At 64.7% G+C, this 18,320-nt stretch carries 18 protein-coding genes; 16 read left to right on the top strand and 2 right to left on the bottom strand.

Annotation, left to right across the window (positions count from 1 at the left end; all coding sequences use genetic code 11):
• Positions 1–14 precede the first annotated feature (14 nt).
• Positions 15–455 carry a thiol-disulfide oxidoreductase DCC family protein gene (locus ACFW0H_RS10115; protein ID WP_422913768.1) on the top strand — a complete coding sequence of 147 codons (441 nt, stop codon included), beginning with the start codon at positions 15–17 and terminating at the stop codon, positions 453–455.
• Positions 456–506: 51 nt separating this feature from the next.
• Positions 507–2,288 carry an ABC transporter transmembrane domain-containing protein gene (locus ACFW0H_RS10120; protein WP_422913769.1) on the top strand — a complete coding sequence of 594 codons (1,782 nt, stop codon included), beginning with the start codon at positions 507–509 and terminating at the stop codon, positions 2,286–2,288.
• Between the two features lie 85 nt (positions 2,289–2,373).
• Here the strand turns inward: ACFW0H_RS10120 and rne are convergent, their stop codons facing one another.
• Positions 2,374–5,469, bottom strand: a complete 3,096-nt coding sequence (gene rne / locus ACFW0H_RS10125) for a ribonuclease E (RefSeq protein ID WP_422913770.1) — start codon at positions 5,467–5,469, stop codon at positions 2,374–2,376.
• A gap of 559 nt (positions 5,470–6,028) precedes the next feature.
• Here rne and rluC point away from each other — a divergent pair.
• The 3 genes from rluC to sppA are packed head-to-tail and all read left to right on the top strand — an operon-like array spanning position 6,029 to position 8,640.
• The gene (gene rluC / locus ACFW0H_RS10130; RefSeq protein WP_422913771.1) at positions 6,029–6,982 is read left to right on the top strand and encodes a 23S rRNA pseudouridine(955/2504/2580) synthase RluC; all 954 of its coding nucleotides are present in this window, start codon (positions 6,029–6,031) and stop codon (positions 6,980–6,982) included.
• A complete protein-coding gene (locus ACFW0H_RS10135) occupies positions 6,975–7,667 on the top strand; it encodes an HAD-IA family hydrolase (RefSeq protein WP_422913772.1) in 693 nt (230 codons plus the stop codon). Before rluC ends, ACFW0H_RS10135 begins: the two co-directional genes overlap by 8 nt.
• A complete protein-coding gene (gene sppA, locus ACFW0H_RS10140; protein ID WP_422913773.1) occupies positions 7,660–8,640 on the top strand; it encodes a signal peptide peptidase SppA in 981 nt (326 codons plus the stop codon). Before ACFW0H_RS10135 ends, sppA begins: the two co-directional genes overlap by 8 nt.
• Before the next feature lie 64 nt (positions 8,641–8,704).
• On the opposite strand, the gene ACFW0H_RS10145 is transcribed toward sppA, so the two are convergent.
• A complete protein-coding gene (locus ACFW0H_RS10145; RefSeq protein WP_422913774.1) occupies positions 8,705–9,283 on the bottom strand; it encodes a Maf family protein in 579 nt (192 codons plus the stop codon).
• A 108-nt stretch (positions 9,284–9,391) separates the two neighbouring features.
• Between ACFW0H_RS10145 and ACFW0H_RS10150 the strand changes: the two genes are divergently transcribed.
• From ACFW0H_RS10150 to ACFW0H_RS10200, 11 genes are all read left to right on the top strand, one after another.
• Positions 9,392–9,919, top strand: a complete 528-nt coding sequence (locus ACFW0H_RS10150; RefSeq protein WP_422913775.1) for a YceD family protein — start codon at positions 9,392–9,394, stop codon at positions 9,917–9,919.
• Positions 9,920–9,932: 13 nt separating this feature from the next.
• Positions 9,933–10,115, top strand: a complete 183-nt coding sequence (rpmF, locus tag ACFW0H_RS10155; protein ID WP_044870244.1) for a 50S ribosomal protein L32 — start codon at positions 9,933–9,935, stop codon at positions 10,113–10,115.
• Positions 10,116–10,118: 3 nt separating this feature from the next.
• Positions 10,119–11,129 carry a phosphate acyltransferase PlsX gene (gene plsX, locus ACFW0H_RS10160; protein WP_422913776.1) on the top strand — a complete coding sequence of 337 codons (1,011 nt, stop codon included), beginning with the start codon at positions 10,119–10,121 and terminating at the stop codon, positions 11,127–11,129.
• Between the two features lie 154 nt (positions 11,130–11,283).
• Entirely contained in the window at positions 11,284–12,222 is a 939-nt protein-coding gene (fabD, locus tag ACFW0H_RS10165) for an ACP S-malonyltransferase (RefSeq protein WP_422913777.1), read from the top strand.
• A gap of 15 nt (positions 12,223–12,237) precedes the next feature.
• Positions 12,238–12,981, top strand: a complete 744-nt coding sequence (gene fabG, locus ACFW0H_RS10170) for a 3-oxoacyl-ACP reductase FabG (protein ID WP_044870241.1) — start codon at positions 12,238–12,240, stop codon at positions 12,979–12,981.
• 191 nt (positions 12,982–13,172) lie between these two features.
• The gene (acpP, locus tag ACFW0H_RS10175; RefSeq protein ID WP_003283670.1) at positions 13,173–13,409 is read left to right on the top strand and encodes an acyl carrier protein; all 237 of its coding nucleotides are present in this window, start codon (positions 13,173–13,175) and stop codon (positions 13,407–13,409) included.
• A 168-nt stretch (positions 13,410–13,577) separates the two neighbouring features.
• Positions 13,578–14,822, top strand: coding sequence for a beta-ketoacyl-ACP synthase II (fabF, locus tag ACFW0H_RS10180; RefSeq protein WP_422913778.1), 1,245 nt, complete (start codon positions 13,578–13,580; stop codon positions 14,820–14,822).
• Positions 14,822–15,637 (top strand): aminodeoxychorismate lyase, encoded by an 816-nt coding sequence (gene pabC, locus ACFW0H_RS10185; RefSeq protein WP_422913779.1) that lies wholly within the window; start codon positions 14,822–14,824, stop codon positions 15,635–15,637. The genes fabF and pabC overlap by 1 nt, the downstream gene beginning before the upstream one ends.
• Before the next feature lie 3 nt (positions 15,638–15,640).
• Positions 15,641–16,672, top strand: a complete 1,032-nt coding sequence (gene mltG / locus ACFW0H_RS10190) for an endolytic transglycosylase MltG (protein WP_422913780.1) — start codon at positions 15,641–15,643, stop codon at positions 16,670–16,672.
• Between the two features lie 13 nt (positions 16,673–16,685).
• Entirely contained in the window at positions 16,686–17,318 is a 633-nt protein-coding gene (gene tmk, locus ACFW0H_RS10195) for a dTMP kinase (protein WP_422913781.1), read from the top strand.
• Positions 17,311–18,297 (top strand): DNA polymerase III subunit delta', encoded by a 987-nt coding sequence (locus tag ACFW0H_RS10200; RefSeq protein WP_422913782.1) that lies wholly within the window; start codon positions 17,311–17,313, stop codon positions 18,295–18,297. Before tmk ends, ACFW0H_RS10200 begins: the two co-directional genes overlap by 8 nt.
• The last annotated feature ends 23 nt before the right edge of the window (positions 18,298–18,320 follow it).

The raw sequence follows: 18,320 nt of genomic DNA on the forward strand, positions 1-18,320 counted from the left end.
GCAGGAGCATCGCGATGGACACCGAGCAGTACCCGCCCCATATCCGCCCTGGCGAGCGCGTCGTGCTCTTCGACGGGGTGTGCAAGCTCTGCAACGGCTGGGTGAAGTTCATCATCCGCCATGATCGGGCCCGAGTGTTCAAGCTGGCCGCTGTGCAATCTGCGGAAGGGCAGGCGATCCTGCACTGGTTCGGCCTGCCTGCTGACAGCTTCGCAACCCTGCTCTATGTCGAGGGCCGTGAACTGTTCGTCCGCTCCGAGGCGATCGCACGGGTATTGCGCCAGTTGCCGGCACCCTGGCCGCTGCTGGCGATTTTCCGCTTCCTGCCCCTGGCCCTGCGGGATTGGTGCTACGACCGGATCGCCCGCAATCGCTACCGACTCTTCGGCCGGTATGACAGCTGCCTGTTGCCGTCGCCCGATCATGCGGATCGTTTCCTCAATGCCCGCGATTGAGTCCTCCAACCCGGGGCAGGGAATGCTCCCGGTGAGACGAATGAGGCCCTGATGCCGTCCTTTCTTTCTTCTGGGCAGCGTACTGCGCTGCGCATGGCCGGGCGCTTCGTCGCGCCATACCGCTGGCGGGTGGCAGGCGCCTTGCTGGCGCTGTTGTTCACCGCTGGAATCACGCTTTCCATGGGACAGGGTATTCGCCTGCTGGTGGACCAGGGGCTGGCCACCCAGTCCGAAGCCGCGTTGCGGCATTCGATCATGCTGTTCTTCGGCCTGGTCCTGGCCCTGGCGCTGGGCACCTTCACCCGCTTCTACCTGGTGTCATGGATCGGCGAACGCTTCGTCGCGGACATCCGCAAGCGGGTGTTCGACCACCTGATCGAGCTGCACCCCGGCTTCTACGAGAGCAACCGTGCGTCGGAAATCCAGTCACGGTTGACGGCCGACACCACATTGCTCCAATCGGTGATCGGCTCGTCCCTGTCCATGGCGCTGCGTAACGGCATCATGCTGGTGGGCGGGATAGCCCTGCTCTTCATCACCAATCCCAAACTGACCGGCATCGTGTTGCTGGCGCTGCCGCTGGTGCTGGCGCCGATCCTCATCTTCGGCCGCCGGGTTCGGCGTCTGTCACGGCAGAGCCAGGATCGCATCGCCGATGTCGGCAGCTATGTGGGCGAGACCCTGGGGCAGATCAAGACGGTGCAGGCGTACAACCACCAGGCCCAGGACCGCCTGCGTTTCGCCCATACGGTGGAGGGCGCGTTCGATGCCGCGCGGCGACGCATCGCCCAGCGGGCCTGGCTGATCACCCTGGTGATCGTGCTGGTGCTGGGGGCCGTGGGCGTGATGCTCTGGGTCGGCGGCACGGATGTGATCGCTGGGCGCATTTCGCCGGGTGATCTGGCTGCGTTCGTGTTCTACAGCCTGATCGTCGGTGCGGCCTTCGGTGCCGTCAGCGAGGTGATCGGCGAATTGCAGAGTGCAGCCGGGGCGGCGGAGCGCATCGCCGAGCTGCTCCAGGCGCGCAATGCCATCCATGCCCCGGCGCAGGGGCGGGTCGCGCTGCCGGCGCGGGTCAGCGGGCGCATCGAGCTGGAAACGGTGCGCTTCGCCTATCCCGGCCGCCCTGAAGTGAACGCCCTGGACGGCGTCAGCCTGGAGGTTCGTCCCGGCGAGACACTGGCGCTGGTGGGGCCGTCCGGCGCAGGCAAGTCGACGGTCTTCGAGCTGCTGTTGCGCTTTTTTGATTCCCAGGCGGGCAGCATCCGGGTCGAGGGGGTGGAGCTGCAGCGGCTGGATCCCGCCGAGCTGCGCCGTTGTTTTGCCCTGGTGTCGCAAAGTCCCGCGCTGTTCTATGGCAGCGTCGAGGACAACATTCGCTACGGCCGCCCCGAAGCCAGCGACGCCGAAGTGCAATCCGCTGCTCGCGCGGCCCACGCCCATGAGTTCATCAGCCGCCTGCCCCAGGGCTACCAGACGCGCCTGGGGGAGGGTGGTATCGGCCTGTCCGGTGGCCAGCGACAACGCCTGGCCATCGCCCGTGCGCTGCTGGTGGATGCCCCTATCCTGTTGCTGGACGAAGCCACCAGCGCCCTGGATGCGGAAAGCGAACATCTCATCCAGCAGGCACTGCCGGCCTTGATGAGCGGCCGAACCACCCTGGTGATCGCCCATCGCCTGGCCACAGTGCAGAACGCGGACCGTATCGCCGTGATGGAGCGGGGCAGGGTGGTGGCGATCGGTCGCCATGCGCAGCTGGTGGCCAGCAGTCCGCTCTATGCGCGGCTGGCGGAGCTGCAGTTCGGCACCCGGATGGAGGATGAGCTGGGCTAGCGGCCCTGGCGAGCCAGCGGGATTTCGCAGGGCAACAAAAAAAGGGGATGCCAATTGGCATCCCCTTTTTCATTCAGGCCTGGCTTCAGACGACCGGTTTGGTCTCGTCCTTGGCTTCGTCCTTTTCTTCTTCCTTGGCTTTGGTCCCGGTGTGTTCCGGCACTTCAGCTTCGGTCACCAGCGTCAGTTGCTCGGGCTGTTCGGCCGGGGCCTCCACAGCGAGCTCGACGGCCTCCTCGACCTTCTGCTCGGCAGCAACCACTTCCTCTTCCACGCCAGCGACGGCGTGAGCGACAGCGGAGACCGGCTCGGCCGCGGCTACAGCCTCGACGGTTTTGGCGGCAGCCTCTTCGGCTTCCTTGGCCAGGCGCTCGGCCTCGCGCTGACGACGGCGCACTTCACGCGGGTCGTTGGCGGCACGGCCAGTGCTGGATGGGGCGGGAGCGGGCTCTTCGGCCTGCGGCGCAGCGACCGGGGTTTCCTCTGCAGGGGCGGCTGCCGGCGCTTCGGCGACGGCTTCAACGGCCAGGGGCGCTTCGACTACGGCTGGGGCCTCGGCTACCGGAGCTTCCACGATCTCTGCTGCCGGCTCGGCGAAGGGTGCAGTTTCTTCCACCTGGGCAACGACTTCCGCGGCCGGGGTTTCGACTGCCGGAACTTCGGCGGCTGGTGTTTCGGCCTGAACCGGGGCTTCGCCGGCGGCCTCGGCTGCCACTTCGGCGGCAGCCACGGCGGTGGCGACTACGGCAGCGGCCTGGGCTGCGTCGGCAGGGGCTGCCTCCTCGGCGCCTTCCTGATCTTCGGCGATTTCTTCGCCGTTGGCTTCGCGCTGACGCTCACGGCGGTTGCTACGGCGGCGCTGGCCACGGGAGCGGCGACGCGGACGCTCGCCATCGGCGCCTTCCATCTCGTCGTCCTGCAGCAGTTCCTCGTTGGTCAGCAGTTCTTCGTCGACCACCTCGGCCTGGGCGGCCAGCTCGGCGCGCGGCTGGCGCTCCTCGCGGGGTTGACGCTCTTCACGCGGCTGGCGCTCTTCGCGGGCCGGACGCTCGGCGCGCTCGGTACGCTCGCGACGGCCCTCCTGACCTTCACGGGCTTCGCGCGGCTGGCGTTCTTCACGCGGCTGGCGCTCCTCGCGGGGTTGACGCTCTTCACGGGGCTGGCGCTCTTCGCGCGGCTCGCGTGCCGGGCGTTCCTCGCGCGGCTGACGTTCTTCACGGGGCTGGCGCTCTTCGCGGGCCGGACGCTCGGCGCGCTCGGTACGCTCGCGACGACCTTCCTGACCTTCACGGGCTTCGCGCGGCTGGCGCTCTTCACGCGGCTTGCGGTCTTCCTCGCGACGACCTTCACGACCTTCGCGGCCTTCACGACCATCACGGCGGCGGTTCTGCTGACGGCCAGCACGGCGCTCTTCACCGCGCGGCTGGCGCTCGGCGGCCGGTTGCTCGGCCTCGACCTTGGGTTCTTCCTTGCCGGCGAACAGGCTCACCAGCGACTTCACCAGGCCCTTGAACAGGCTGGGTTCCGGAGCCGGGGTCGGCGGGGCCAGCGGAGCGGCCGGGGCCGGGGCGGGTGCCGGAGCGGGGCGCTCGGGGGAAACGGTCTTCACCGCGGCTTCCTGGCGGACCAGGGTGCGGGTGGAGCTGACCGGCTGGGCGTCTTCGACTTCGGCCGGGGTCATCTCGTAGCTGGACTGGGCGCTCAGCACTTCCGGGCTGTCGTCGCGCAGGCGCTGGACTTCGAAGTGCGGGGTTTCCAGGTGGTCGTTCGGCAGGATGACGATGCGCGAACGGGTGCGCAGCTCGATCTTGGTGATGCTGTTGCGCTTCTCGTTGAGCAGGAAGGCGGCAACCGGGATCGGTACCTGGGCGCGGACTTCGGCGGTGCGGTCCTTGAGGGCTTCTTCCTCGATCAGGCGCAGGATGGCCAGCGACAGGGATTCGACGTCACGGATGATGCCTTGGCCGTCGCAGCGCGGGCAGACGATGCCGCTGGTCTCGCCCAGGGACGGACGCAGGCGCTGACGGGACATTTCCAGCAGGCCGAAGCGGGAGATGCGGCCGACCTGCACGCGGGCGCGGTCGGCTTCCAGGGCTTCGCGGACCTTCTCTTCCACGGCGCGCTGGTTCTTGGCCGGGGTCATGTCGATGAAGTCGATGACGATCAGGCCGCCGATGTCACGCAGGCGCAGCTGGCGGGCGATTTCCTCGGCCGCTTCCAGGTTGGTCTGCAGGGCGGTTTCCTCGATGTCGCCACCCTTGGTCGCACGCGCCGAGTTGATGTCGATGGACACCAGGGCTTCGGTCGGGTCGATGACGATGGAACCGCCGGACGGCAGCTTCACTTCGCGCTGGAAGGCGGTTTCGATCTGGCTTTCGATCTGGAAGCGGTTGAACAGCGGAACGCTGTCCTGGTAGAGCTTGATCTTGCTCTGGTACTGCGGCATCACCTGGCGGATGAAGCTCAGGGCTTCCTCGTGGGCCTCGACGCTGTCGACCAGCACTTCGCCGATGTCCTGGCGCAGGTAGTCACGGATGGCGCGGATGATGACGTTGCTTTCCTGGTAGATCAGGAAGGGCGCGCCGCGCTCGCCGGAAGCTTCCTTGATGGCGCTCCAGAGTTGCAGCAGGTAGTCCAGGTCCCACTGCAGCTCTTCGCTGGAGCGGCCGAGGCCTGCGGTGCGGACGATCAGGCCCATGTCGGCCGGCGCGTTGAGGCCGTTCAGCGCTTCACGCAGTTCGTTGCGCTCTTCGCCTTCGATGCGGCGGGAGATGCCGCCGGCACGGGGGTTGTTCGGCATCAGCACCAGGTAACGGCCGGCGAGGCTGATGAAGGTGGTCAGTGCGGCGCCCTTGTTGCCGCGCTCTTCTTTCTCGACCTGGACGATGACTTCCTGGCCTTCGCTGAGCACTTCCTTGATGTTGATGCGGCCTTCGGGGGACTTCTTGAAGTATTCGCGGGAAATTTCTTTCAGAGGCAGGAAACCGTGGCGCTCTGCGCCGAAGTCGACGAAGGCGGCTTCGAGGCTGGGTTCGATGCGAGTGATACGGCCCTTGTAGATGTTGGCTTTCTTCTGCTCGCGTGCGCCCGATTCGATGTCCAGATCGTACAGGCGTTGGCCGTCGACCAGAGCAACACGCAACTCTTCGGGCTGAGTTGCGTTAATCAGCATTCTTTTCATGTGGTACCAATGGGTTTCCGGGCTTCCGGAAACGGCGATTGGCGCACACGACTCTCGCGGTCGGTGTCAGGTGCGTGTCAGGGGCGGCGGGCCGTCCCCGTGTCCAGCGAATCCAGCCAGTGGGGCGGGAATCGCGACTACGTCTCCTGCTTGCTGTGTCGTGACAGAAGCACTTGGTCAGGAAGAGGAATCAACGGTCGGTAGCGGACGAAATGAAGCGTCTTGAAACTACGCAATCCGACGGTTGTGCATCTCCACCCTACACTTGTCCCTTGAAAATCGGGTGCCGCTCGCTGAATCCGTAGCGGGTTGCATTTACCGCGATCTCCCAATGAAGGGGGCGATCACGCGTCATGGCTCGAGGCTTTGATTTCGGAAAATTCGAGGTCAATGCGGCGAATTTTCTGTCGGACGGCCTTACGTCCTGAAAGGGTTGCAGCGGTTGGGGGTGGCAGTTTTGGCGAACACCCCGAAACCAGGCCGCTTTTGGCGGCGTTCGCGACTATAGCAGTAATCATTAAGTGCTTCAAATCCATAAAAAATTGTTATGATGCGCGCCATGACTACTCCTGCCTCCCCAACCTCCGGCGTTCAGCTGCTTGAGGTTGCGCCGGAATATGCCGGCCAACGTATCGATAATTTCCTACGTACCCAGCTGAAGGGTGCGCCGAAAACGCTCATCTATCGCATTCTGCGCAAGGGCGAAGTTCGCGTGAACAAGGGGCGCATCAAGCCGGAGTACAAGCTGCAGGCTGGCGATGTCGTCCGCGTCCCCCCATTGCGTCTGTCCGAGCCCGACGAGCCGGCCCCAGTGGCCCAGAGCCTGCTGGAGCGCCTGGAAAGCGCGATCGTCTATGAAGACAAGGCGCTGATTGTGTTGAACAAGCCGGCCGGCATTGCCGTGCATGGCGGCAGCGGCCTCAGTTTCGGGGTGATCGAGGCCTTTCGCCAGTTGCGGCCGGAGGCGAAGGATCTGGAGTTGGTGCATCGACTGGATCGGGATACTTCCGGGCTGCTGATGATCGCCAAGAAGCGCAGCATGCTGCGTCACCTGCATGAGGCCTTGCGTGGCGACGGTGTCGACAAGCGTTATCTGGCGCTGGTGCGCGGCAGTTGGCCGACTTCAAAGAAAAAGGTCAGCGCGCCGCTGCTGAAGAACAACTTGCGCTCGGGCGAGCGCATGGTCGAGGTGAATCCCGAGGGCAAGGAGGCGCTGACCGAGTTCCGTGTGGTGCGACGTTTCGGCGAGTTCGCCACGCTGGTGGAGGCGAGCCCCATCACCGGACGCACCCACCAGATTCGTGTGCACGCCAAGCACGCCGGCCACTCCATTGCCGGCGACCCCAAGTACGGGGATGAGGATTTTACGCGGGAGATCCGTGAGTTGGGTGGCAAGCGCCTGTTCCTGCACGCCCATTCCCTGGCGATCAGCCTGCCGGATGGTGGCGAGCTGAGGCTGGAGGCGCCGGTGGACGACATGTGGCAGAAGACTTTGGAGCGACTCGGTGCCTGACTACCAGTTGTTGATCTTCGACTGGGACGGCACCCTGGCCGATTCCATCGCCCGTATCGTCGAATCCATGCGTGTGGCTGCCGATGCGGGCGGTCTTCCCTGGCGCGACGATACCGCCATCAAGGGCATCATCGGTCTCGGCCTGCCGGAGGCCATCGCCACGTTGTATCCGGAGATCGAGGATGCGCGGGGCATCGATATCTTCCGGCGCCGCTATGGTGAGCACTACAACGCGCTGGAGAGTCAGCCTTCGCCCCTGTTCGATGGGGTGGCGGAGGCGCTGGAAGCCTTTCGCGACCAGGGGTATCGCCTGGCGGTAGCCACTGGCAAGAGCCGTCGCGGGCTCGATCATGTGCTCGCGGGGCGCGGCTGGCTGGATTACTTCGATGTCACCCGTTGCGCCGATGAGACCGCCAGCAAGCCGGATCCGTTGATGTTGCGGGAAATCCTCGGGCATTGCGGTGTGGCGGCCGAGCGCGCGCTGATGGTCGGGGATTCGCCTTTCGACCTGCGCATGGCGCAGCGGGCCGGAATGGATTCCGTGGCGGTGGGGTATGGTGCCCAGCCGCTTGCCGAGTTGCTCAAGGAGTCGCCGACCCTGGCAATCGAGCGCTTCGAAGAATTGCGTCACTGGCTGGAAGGTAATCTGAGCCGGCAAACCCGAGAGGTGGAGCTCTATGTCTGACGAATGGAAAGAACCGGCTGCCGACAAGGCCGACGAGAAGAGCTGGAAGCTTTTGGAGAAGGCCGTGCTGGCGGGTGTCCAGGAGCAGCGTCGGGCGCGACGTTGGGGCATCTTCTTCAAGCTGTTGACCTTCCTCTATCTGTTCGTCGCCCTGGCGCTTTTTTCTCCCGCCTTCGACTTTCAGAAGAGCGCGGCTCGCAGTCAGGAGCACACGGCTCTGGTGGAGGTTCGCGGCATGATCGCCGACGAGGAGGCTGCCAGTGCGGACAGCATCGTCACCGGCCTGCGTGCGGCCTTCGAGGATCCCAAGACCAAGGGTGTGGTCCTGCGTATCAACAGTCCGGGCGGCAGCCCGGTACAGTCCGGCTATGTATACGACGAGATTCGCCGGCTGCGTGCCGAGCACCAGAACATCAAGATCTATGCCGTGATCTCCGATCTGGGGGCTTCGGGGGCCTACTACATCGCCAGTGCGGCGGATGAGATCTACGCCGACAAGGCCAGTCTCGTCGGCTCCATTGGTGTCACGGCGACCAGCTTCGGTTTCGTCGATGCCATGGGCAAGCTGGGTGTGGAGCGTCGCGTCTATACCTCCGGTGAGCACAAGGCGTTTCTCGATCCCTTCCAGCCGCAAAAACCGGAGGAGACCGAGTTCTGGCAGGGTGTGTTGAACACCACCCATCAGCAGTTCATCGAGAGCGTGAAGAAAGGGCGCGGCGATCGCCTGAAGGTCGATGGGCATCCCGAACTCTTCAGTGGCCTGGTCTGGTCTGGCGAGCAGGCGCTGGAGCTGGGGCTGGTGGATAAGCTGGGCAATGCCAGCTATGTGGCGCGGGAAGTGGTCGGTGCGAAGGAGATTGTCGATTACACGGTGCAGGAATCGCCGTTCGATCGCTTCTCGAAGAAGTTCGGTGCCAGTGTGGCCGAGCGGCTTGCGCTGTGGATGGGGATTCAGGGGCCGAGCCTGCGCTGAATCCGAGCGTCGCTATTGAAAGAAAGCCCGGCCGATGCCGGGCTTTCTTCCTTCTATATGGCGATCAGGGAATCTGCACGCCTTCGGCGAGCAGCATGTCGACCAGGCGGATCAATGGCAGGCCCACCAGGCTGGTGGCGTCGCTACCTTCGGTGGCGCGGAACAGGCTGACGCCCAGTCCCTCGGCCTTGAAGCTGCCGGCGCAATCGTAGGGTTGCTCGGCTTTCAGGTAGCGCGCGACCCGTGCCTCATCCAGTTCGCGAAAATGCACGGTAAACGGCACGCAGTCCACCTGGTGCTGGCCAGTGGCGCTGTTCAGCAGGGCCAAGCCGGTGAGGAAGCTCACGCTGGTGCCGCTGGCGGCCAGCAGTTGGCTGCGGGCGCGTTCGAATCCATGGGGCTTGCCGAGTATCTGTTCGCCGAGCACGGCGACCTGGTCCGAGCCGATGATCAGGTGGTTCGGGTACTGGGTGGCGAGGGCGCGGGCCTTTTCCAGGGCCAGTCGGCGCACCAGTTGTTCGGCGGGTTCCGCGGGCTGGCGGCTTTCGTCGATGGCCGGCGCGCCCCAGGTGAAGGGCAGGCGCAGGCGTTCGAGCAGTTCGCGGCGGTAGGGGGAGCTGGATGCGAGCACCAGGGGCGGCATGGCGATCTCCGGACTGTGGGGCGAGAAATTCTATAGAGCCCCGTCAAGCACCGACAATGCGGAATTTCTTTTGACAGGGCAGGGGCTCGTCCCTAGAATGTCGCGCCTATGTTGAATGGGCCGATTCCACCTCATGTAGATCCGCGCAAGCTGGCGGACCGCGAAGTCACTCTCGATGGTGAGATCGCGCTCGCCAGTCTGGAGCGACTCTGCGAACCCCTCGCGGACAACGCGGGCAGCATTCGTGCGAGCCTGGCGTTTGGTCGTGACGAGCGTCGCGCGGTTGTCATCCACAGCCGGATCGACGTTGAGGTCAAGATGGTTTGCCAGCGTTGTCTAGAGCTGGTCGCCCTGAACATCCACAGCGAATGCGATTACGCCGTGGTGAGGGAAGGGGCTGACAGTCAGTCGCTGCCGAAGGGCTATGACGTGCTGGAAGTGGGTGAGGATCCGCTGGATCTGATGACTCTGGTCGAGGACGAGTTGCTGCTCGCTCTGCCCATAGTTCCGGCCCATGACCCTGAAGATTGCCAGCAGCCGGTGGGCCTCGATGAGCCCGAGCCGAGCGAGGACGAGGTTTCGCGGTCCAACCCGTTCAGCGTACTGGCGCAGTTAAAGCGTGACCCAAACGTTTAGGAGTTAATTGATTATGGCTGTTCAGCAGAACAAAAAATCCCGCTCGGCACGCGACATGCGTCGTTCCCACGACGCCCTCGAAGCCAACGCACTGTCCGTAGAGAAGAGCACCGGTGAAGTTCACCTGCGCCACCACGTTTCCCCGGACGGTTTCTACCGCGGTCGCAAGGTGATCGACAAGGGCGCTGCCGAGTAATCCTTGGCCGCCTCGATCATCGCGATTGATGCAATGGGCGGGGACTACGGTCCCCGCTGCATTGTTCCAGCCAGCATCGCCTGTCTAGCTGAATCCCCCTCGCTCCACCTGGTCCTCGTCGGCCAAGCCCCCCTTCTCGAAGAGCTCGTTGCCCGTGTCCCCGCGGTGGATCGTCAGCGCCTGCAAATCGTGCATGCCAGTGAAGTGATCGCCATGGACGAGCGCCCGGCGCAAGCCTTGCGCGGCAAGCCGGACGCCTCGATGCGTGTCGCCCTCGAACTGGTGCGCAATGGTCGCGCCCAGGCCTGCGTCAGTGCCGGCAACACCGGTGCCCTGATGGCGCTTTCCCGCTACGTGCTGAAGACCCTGCCCGGTATCGATCGTCCGGCGATGGTCAGCGCCATCCCCACGGCTCGCGGGCATTGCCATCTGCTGGACCTGGGAGCCAACGTCGATTGCAGTGCCGAGCATCTCTACCAGTTCGCCGTGATGGGCGCGGTGGCTGCCGAAGTGCTCGGCGTTCCCCAGCCTCGGGTCGCGTTGCTGAACGTAGGCACCGAGGACATCAAGGGCAATCAGCAGGTCAAGCTGGCCGCGAGCCTGTTGCAGCAGGCCGAAGGCCTCAACTACATCGGCTACATCGAGGGCGACGGCCTGTATCGCGGTGAGGCGGATGTGGTCGTGTGCGATGGCTTCGTCGGCAACATCCTGCTCAAGTCCAGCGAGGGGCTGGCCTCGATGATTTCCTCGCGCATGGAGGCGCTCTTCAGCCAGAGCCTGGGCTCACGACTGGTGGGGGCGCTGGCCTTGCCGCTGTTGCGCAGGTTGCGCACCGACTTGACGCCCGCGCGCCACAATGGGGCAAGCTTCCTTGGCCTGCAGGGCATTGTCATCAAGAGCCATGGTGCGGCCGGCTCCGACGGCTTCCAGAGTGCCATCCGTCGTGCGCTGGTCGAGGTGCGTGAAAACCTCCCGCAGCGCCTGCATGGCCGCCTGGAACATCTGTTGCTTTAGGGGGTGGTGATGTTCGCCCCCTGTTCGCGAAGACGTGCCAACAGGCCCTAGAATGTGACCGGTACCGGCAGCCTGTCATCCAACTGTCAGTTTCGTGCGCTTGGCTATGCCAGGCGTCAATCTCCCTATACCGCCAGATAAGGGACCACTCTTAATGTCCGCATCCCTCGCTTTCGTCTTTCCCGGTCAGGGTTCCCAGTCTCTGGGCATGCTGGCCGAGCAGGGGGGCCAGCACCAGCTGGTCCTGGATACTTTCGCCGAAGCCTCCGAGGCTCTCGGTTACGACCTCTGGGCGCTGACCCAGCAAGGTCCGGAAGAGCAACTCAATCAGACCGACAAGACCCAGCCCGCCATCCTCACCGCCTCCATCGCCCTGTGGCGCCTGTGGCTGGCCGAGGGCGGCGCACGCCCGGCCTATGTCGCCGGCCACAGCCTGGGTGAGTACTCCGCCCTGGTGGCTGCCGGCAGCCTGGCGTTCGCCGATGCGGTGAAGCTGGTGGCGCTCCGTGGCCAGCTGATGCAGCAGGCCGTACCTGCAGGGCAGGGCGGCATGGCCGCGATCCTGGGCCTGGAAGACGCCGATGTGCTGGCTGCCTGCGCTGAAGCGGCCCAGGGCGAGGTGGTCAGTGCGGTTAACTTCAACGCGCCCGGCCAGGTCGTGATCGCCGGCGCAGCAGCCGCCGTGGAACGCGCCATCGAGGCCTGCAAGGCTCGAGGTGCCAAGCGCGCCATGCCGCTGCCGGTAAGCGTGCCGTCCCACTGCGCGCTGATGAAGCCGGCCGCCGAGCGTTTCGCCGAGTCGGTCGAGGCCCTTGCCTGGCAGGCTCCGCAGATCTCGCTGGTGCAGAACGTCAGCGCCGCGGTGGTGACTGACCTCGCCGAGCTCAAGCGCGACCTGCTGGCCCAGCTCTACAGCCCGGTGCGCTGGGTGGAGTCGATGATCTGCCTGTCCGAGCGTGGCGTCACCGATCTGGTGGAATGCGGTCCGGGCAAGGTGCTGTCCGGCCTGAACAAGCGCTGCGTGAAGGGTGTCAACACCCATAACCTGGATACCCCTGATGCTTTCGCAGCCGCCCGTGCTGCGCTGGCCTGAACAAGGAGAAGACCTATGAGTCTGCAAGGTAAGGTGGCACTGGTCACCGGTGCGAGCCGTGGCATTGGCCAGGCAATCGCTCTCGAACTGGGTCGTCAGGGCGCCGTGGTGATCGGCACTGCGACTTCCGCATCCGGTGCCGAGCGCATCGCCGAGTTCCTCAAGGACAACGGCATCGAAGGCGCCGGCCTGGTGCTGGATGTCAGCAGCGACGAATCGGTCGCCAGCACCCTGGAGCACATCCAGCAGCACCTGGGTCAGCCACTGATTCTGGTGAACAACGCCGGTATCACTCGCGACAACCTCATGCTGCGCATGAAGGACGACGAGTGGTTCGACGTCATCAACACCAACCTCAACAGCCTGTACCGCCTGTCCAAGGCCGTGCTGCGTGGCATGACCAAGGCTCGCTGGGGTCGCATCATCAACATCGGTTCGGTGGTGGGTGCCATGGGCAACGCCGGCCAGACCAACTACGCCGCCGCCAAGGCCGGCCTGGAAGGCTTCAGTCGCGCCCTGGCGCGCGAGGTCGGTTCCCGTGCCATTACCGTCAACTCGGTGGCTCCGGGCTTCATCGACACCGACATGACCCGTGAATTGCCGGAAGCCCAGCGCGACGCGCTGCTGACCCAGATCCCGCTGGGTCGCCTGGGCCAGGCCGAAGAGATCGCCAAGGTGGTAGGTTTCCTCGCCTCCGACGGCGCGGCCTACGTCACCGGCGCCACCGTTCCGGTCAACGGCGGCATGTACATGAGCTGAATGTGACGAATCCCTTCAGGAAGCTGTCATATGGGCTGTCTAGAATTCGCTATAAGAGTGCAGTCGGGTTATAGACATTTCGTTGCGGCGATCCGGAAGGGCTTCAGGCGTTCTGCTTGAAAAGCGGAAAACCCTTTCTATACACTGCAGCCCCAGCTGCACGGATTTTTCCATAGGAGTGAAAACAAGGTATGAGCACCATCGAAGAACGCGTCAAGAAAATCGTCGCCGAGCAACTGGGCGTCAAAGAAGAGGAAGTAACCAACAGCGCTTCCTTCGTTGAAGACCTGGGCGCCGACTCCCTTGACACCGTTGAGCTGGTGATGGCTCTGGAAGAGGAATTCGAGACCGAAATCCCGGACGAGCAAGCCGAGAAGATCACCACCGTTCAGGAAGCCATCGACTACATCAACGCCCACGCGCAGTAATGTAGTCGTCGGTAACCCGACGCGGAAAAGCCGCACGACCCGACCGGGCGTGCGGCTTTTCTTTAAGCAGGTTGTTGAAAATCCGCGGTGCCGCGTTACCAGCCGGGCTTTTCAACAGTCTGTTAATCCGAATCAACCGCCGTGTAGAGATTGAAGAAGGAGATCGCTGTGTCGCGTAGACGCGTCGTGGTCACTGGCCTTGGCATGCTGTCGCCGCTGGGTACCGATGTACCGAGCACCTGGCAGGGAATTCTGGCTGGCCGCAGTGGCATTGGCCCGATCGAGCATATGGACCTTTCCGCTTACACCACCCGCTTCGGCGGCTCGGTCAGGGGGTTCAATGTCGAGGAATACCTGTCGGCCAAGGAGGCGCGCAAGCTCGATCTGTTCATCCAGTACGGCCTCGCGGCGAGCTTCCAGGCCATGCGTCATTCCGGCCTCGAGGTCACCGACGCCAATCGTGAGCGCATCGGCGTCGCCATGGGGTCGGGGATCGGCGGCCTGACCAATATCGAGAACAACTGCAAATCCCTGATCGATCAGGGGCCGCGCAGGATCTCTCCGTTCTTCGTACCCGGTTCGATCATCAACATGGTGTCCGGCTTCCTGTCGATCCACCTGGGCATCCAGGGACCGAACTACGCCATCGCCACCGCCTGCACCACCGGCACCCACTGCATCGGTATGGCTGCACGCAACATCGCCTACGGTGAAGCCGACGTGATGATCGCCGGCGGCTCCGAGATGGCCGCCTGCGGCCTGGGCATGGGTGGTTTCGGTGCGGCTCGCGCGCTCTCCACTCGCAATGACGATCCGGCCCGCGCCAGCCGCCCGTGGGACAAGGGTCGCGACGGCTTTGTGTTGTCCGATGGCGCCGGCGCCCTGGTGCTGGAAGAGCTGGAGCACGCCAAGGCCCGTGGTGCGACCATCTACGCCGAGCTGATCGGCTTCGGCATGAGTGGCGACGCCTACCACATGACTTCGCCGCCGGATGACGGCGCCGGCGCGGCCCGCTGCATGCGCAATGCCCTGCGCGATGCCGGCCTGAACCCGGACCAGGTCCAGTACGTCAACGCCCACGGCACCTCGACCCCAGCGGGCGACGTGGCTGAAGCCATGGCGCTGAAGTCGGTGTTCGGCGACCACGCCTACAAGTTCGCGGTCAGTTCCACCAAGTCCATGACCGGCCACCTGCTGGGAGCCGCCGGTGCCGTCGAGGCGATCTTCAGCGTGCTGGCCCTGCGCGATCAGGTGGCACCGCCGACCATCAACCTGGACGAGCCGGACGAAGGCTGCGACCTCGACTTCGTGCCCCACGAAGCCCGTCCGATGCCCATCGATATCGTGCTGTCCAACTCCTTCGGTTTCGGCGGCACCAACGGTTCCCTGGTGTTCCGTCGGTTCGCGGGCTGATGCTGAACTGGGTGGACGGCCATCCGGCCGAGTCGCTGTCCATCAAGGACCGCGGCCTGGCCTACGGCGATGGGCTTTTCGAAACCATTGCCGTGCGCGCCGGCCGTCCGCCCTTGCTCGAATACCACATGGCGCGGCTGGCCGAAGGCTGCCAGCGCTTGGGGATTCCCCTCGATTACGGGCTGATGCGTACCGAGTTACTGGCGTTCTCCGCTGGACTGGGTGAGGGCGTCGCCAAGTTGATCGTCACTCGCGGTGAAGGGTTGCGTGGTTACGCACCGCCACCGGTGGCGCTGCCGCGGCGCATCCTGCAGAGCGGTCCGTTCCCGGCCTACCCGGAGGTCAACGGCGAGCAAGGCGTCCAGCTGTTTCCTTGCGCCACCCGCCTTGCCGAGCAGCCCTTGCTGGCCGGCCTCAAGCACCTCAATCGCCTGGAGCAGGTCCTGGCTCGCGCCGAATGGCAGGGCGGCGATTTCGCCGAAGGCCTGATGCTTGACCAGTCAGGGCGCGTGATCGAAGGCGTCTTCAGCAACCTGTTCATGGTTTGCGGTGGCGTGCTGGTCACGGCCGATCTGTCCCGCTGCGGCGTCGCCGGGGTGATGCGCGCGGCCTTGCTCGACAGCGCCCGGTCGGACGGCTTGCCGGTCGAGGTGAGGGACATTCCATTCGATGAATTTATCGGCGCCGATGAGGTCTTCCTTTGCAATAGCCTCTTCGGGATCTGGCCGGTGCGTTCTGTAACAGGCCATCACTGGCCGGTCGGCCCGCTGACCCGTAAACTTCAGGCCATCGCCCGCGATCTTCTGGACATCTGATTCGTGATACGCAAATTCCTGCTGATGCTGGAGGCAGGCCTGCTTCTTGCCGGCCTGCTGATGGCCTTTGCCGGCTGGCAGCAGCGCGTCACCCTCGATCAACCCCTGAACATTTCCGCCGAACGGATGCTGGACGTCCCGGCCGGCGCCACGCCCGGTGGGTTGCTCAACCGCCTGGAGGAGGAGGGGGTGTTGAACAATGCCTTCTGGCTACGCCAGTACTGGCGCTTCAACCTGGCCAATGCTTCGCTCCATAGCGGCGAGTACCGACTTGCGCCGGGCATGCGTGCCGCTGACCTGCTGGCACTTTGGGAGCGTGGCGAAGTGGTGCAATACAGCCTGACCCTGGTGGAAGGCTGGAACTTCCGCCAGGTGCGCGCGGCCCTCGTCAAGCAGGCCAAGCTGGAACAGACCCTGGCCGATGTCAGCGACGCCGAACTGATGGCCCGACTCGGCCGCCCCGGCGAATACCCGGAAGGCCGCTTCTTCCCCGACACCTACCGGTTCGTGCGGGGCACGCGTGACATCGACCTGCTGAAGCAGGCGCGGGACCGGCTCGATCAGGTTCTCGCCGAAGAGTGGGACAAGCGTGCGGACCAGCTTCCCTATGCCGATTCCTACCAGGCGCTGATCATGGCTTCCCTGGTGGAGAAGGAAACCGGCGTGCCGGCTGAACGTGGCCAGATCGCCGGCGTCTTCGTGCGCCGCTTGCACTCCGGCATGTTGCTGCAGACCGACCCGACCGTGATCTACGGCCTGGGCGAGCGATACAACGGCAATCTGACCCGGGACCACCTGCGTGAAGCGACGCCCTACAACACCTATGTCATCAGCGGACTGCCGCCGACGCCCATCGCGCTGGCCGGTCGCGAGGCCATTCATGCAGCCTTGCATCCGTCCGCCGGCAAGAGCCTCTATTTCGTCGCTCGCGGCGACGGTAGCCATGTATTCTCCGAGACTCTGGGCGAGCACAACCAGGCCGTGCGCGACTTTCAGCTGAAGCGTCGCAATGGCTACCGCTCCAGCCCGCAATGAAAAAGGACATCCAGTGAGCGGTCTTTTCATCACCTTGGAAGGCCCGGAAGGCGCCGGAAAGAGCACCAACCGCGAGTACCTCGCCGAACGCCTGCGCAATCAAGGCATCGAAGTGGTGCTGACTCGTGAACCGGGCGGAACGCCCCTTGCCGAGCGCATTCGCGAACTTCTGCTGGCACCCAGTGACGAAGCCATGGCCGTGGACACCGAGCTGCTGCTGATGTTCGCCGCCCGCGCCCAGCACCTGGCGGGTGTGATCAAGCCGGCCCTGGCGCGTGGCGCCGTGGTGCTCTGCGACCGCTTCACCGATGCGACCTACGCCTACCAGGGCGGAGGCCGGGGTCTGCCGGCGGCGCGCATCGCACTGCTGGAAAGTTTCGTTCAGGGTGATCTGCGCCCGGACCTGACGCTGGTCTTCGACCTGCCAGTGGAAATCGGCCTGGCTCGCGCCGCCGCCCGCGGTCGCCTCGACCGCTTCGAGCAGGAACAGCGCAGCTTCTTCCAGGCCGTGCGCCAGACTTACCTCGAGCGCGCCCAGGCTGCGCCGGAGCGTTACCGGGTGATCGACGCCTCGGTGCCCCTGGCTGAGGTCCAGCGCGGCCTGGATCAACTCCTGCCTGAGTTGCTGGAGCGTTGCCATGGCTGACGCCTATCCCTGGCAGGACAGCCTCTGGCAGCACCTGGCCGGGCGGCCGCGTCACGCCCATGCCTATCTGCTGCACGGACCGTCCGGCATCGGCAAGCGCGCCCTGGCCGACCGCCTGATGGCGCGCCTGCTCTGCCAGAGCCCGGCCGGACTCGATGCCTGCGGTCAATGCAAGTCCTGCCTGCTGCTGGCGGCCAATACCCATCCCGATGCCTTCGTGCTGGAGCCGGAGGAGGTCGACAAGGCCATCCGGGTCGACCAGGTGCGCGAACTGGTGGAGTTCGTGGTGCAGACCGCGCAGCTCGGCGGGCGCAAGGTGGTGCTGCTGGAACCAGCCGAGGCGATGAACCTCAACGCCTCCAACGCGCTGCTGAAGAGTCTGGAGGAGCCCTCCGGCGATACCGTGCTGTTGCTCGTCAGCCATCAGCCAAGCCGACTCCTTCCGACCATCAAGAGTCGCTGCGTGCAACAGGCCTGCCCGCTCCCCGGCAAGACCCAGAGCCTGGCCTGGCTTGGCTCGGCGCTGCCGGATGCCGCACCCGAGGAATTGCACGAACTGCTGGTTCTCGCCGGTGGCTCGCCGCTGTCGGCCCTGCGCCTGGAGGGGCAGGGCGTGCGTGCGCAGCGAGCTGAAGTGGTCGAGGGAGTGAAGAAACTGCTCAAGCAGCAGGTCGGCGCCAGCCAGTTGGCGGAGGGTTGGAACGCAGTGCCCTTGCCGCTGTTGTTCGACTGGTTCTGCGACTGGGCGCAATTGATGCTGCGCTTCCAGCTCACCCGTGATGAAACGGGGCTCGGCCTGGCCGACATGCGCAAGGTGGTGCAGTACCTGGCGGACAAGGCTCCGCAACACAAGGTACTGGCCATGCAGGACTGGCTGCTGCAACAACGGCAGAAAGTGCTGAACAAGGCCAACCTCAACCGTGTCTTGCTTCTCGAAGCGCTGCTGGTGCAGTGGGCAAGCTTGCCCGGGCCGGGCTAGAATCCGTGCCAGAACCAGCTTGT

The organism is Metapseudomonas cellulosilytica, assembly GCF_049334135.1.
Taxonomy (GTDB): domain Bacteria; phylum Pseudomonadota; class Gammaproteobacteria; order Pseudomonadales; family Pseudomonadaceae; genus Metapseudomonas.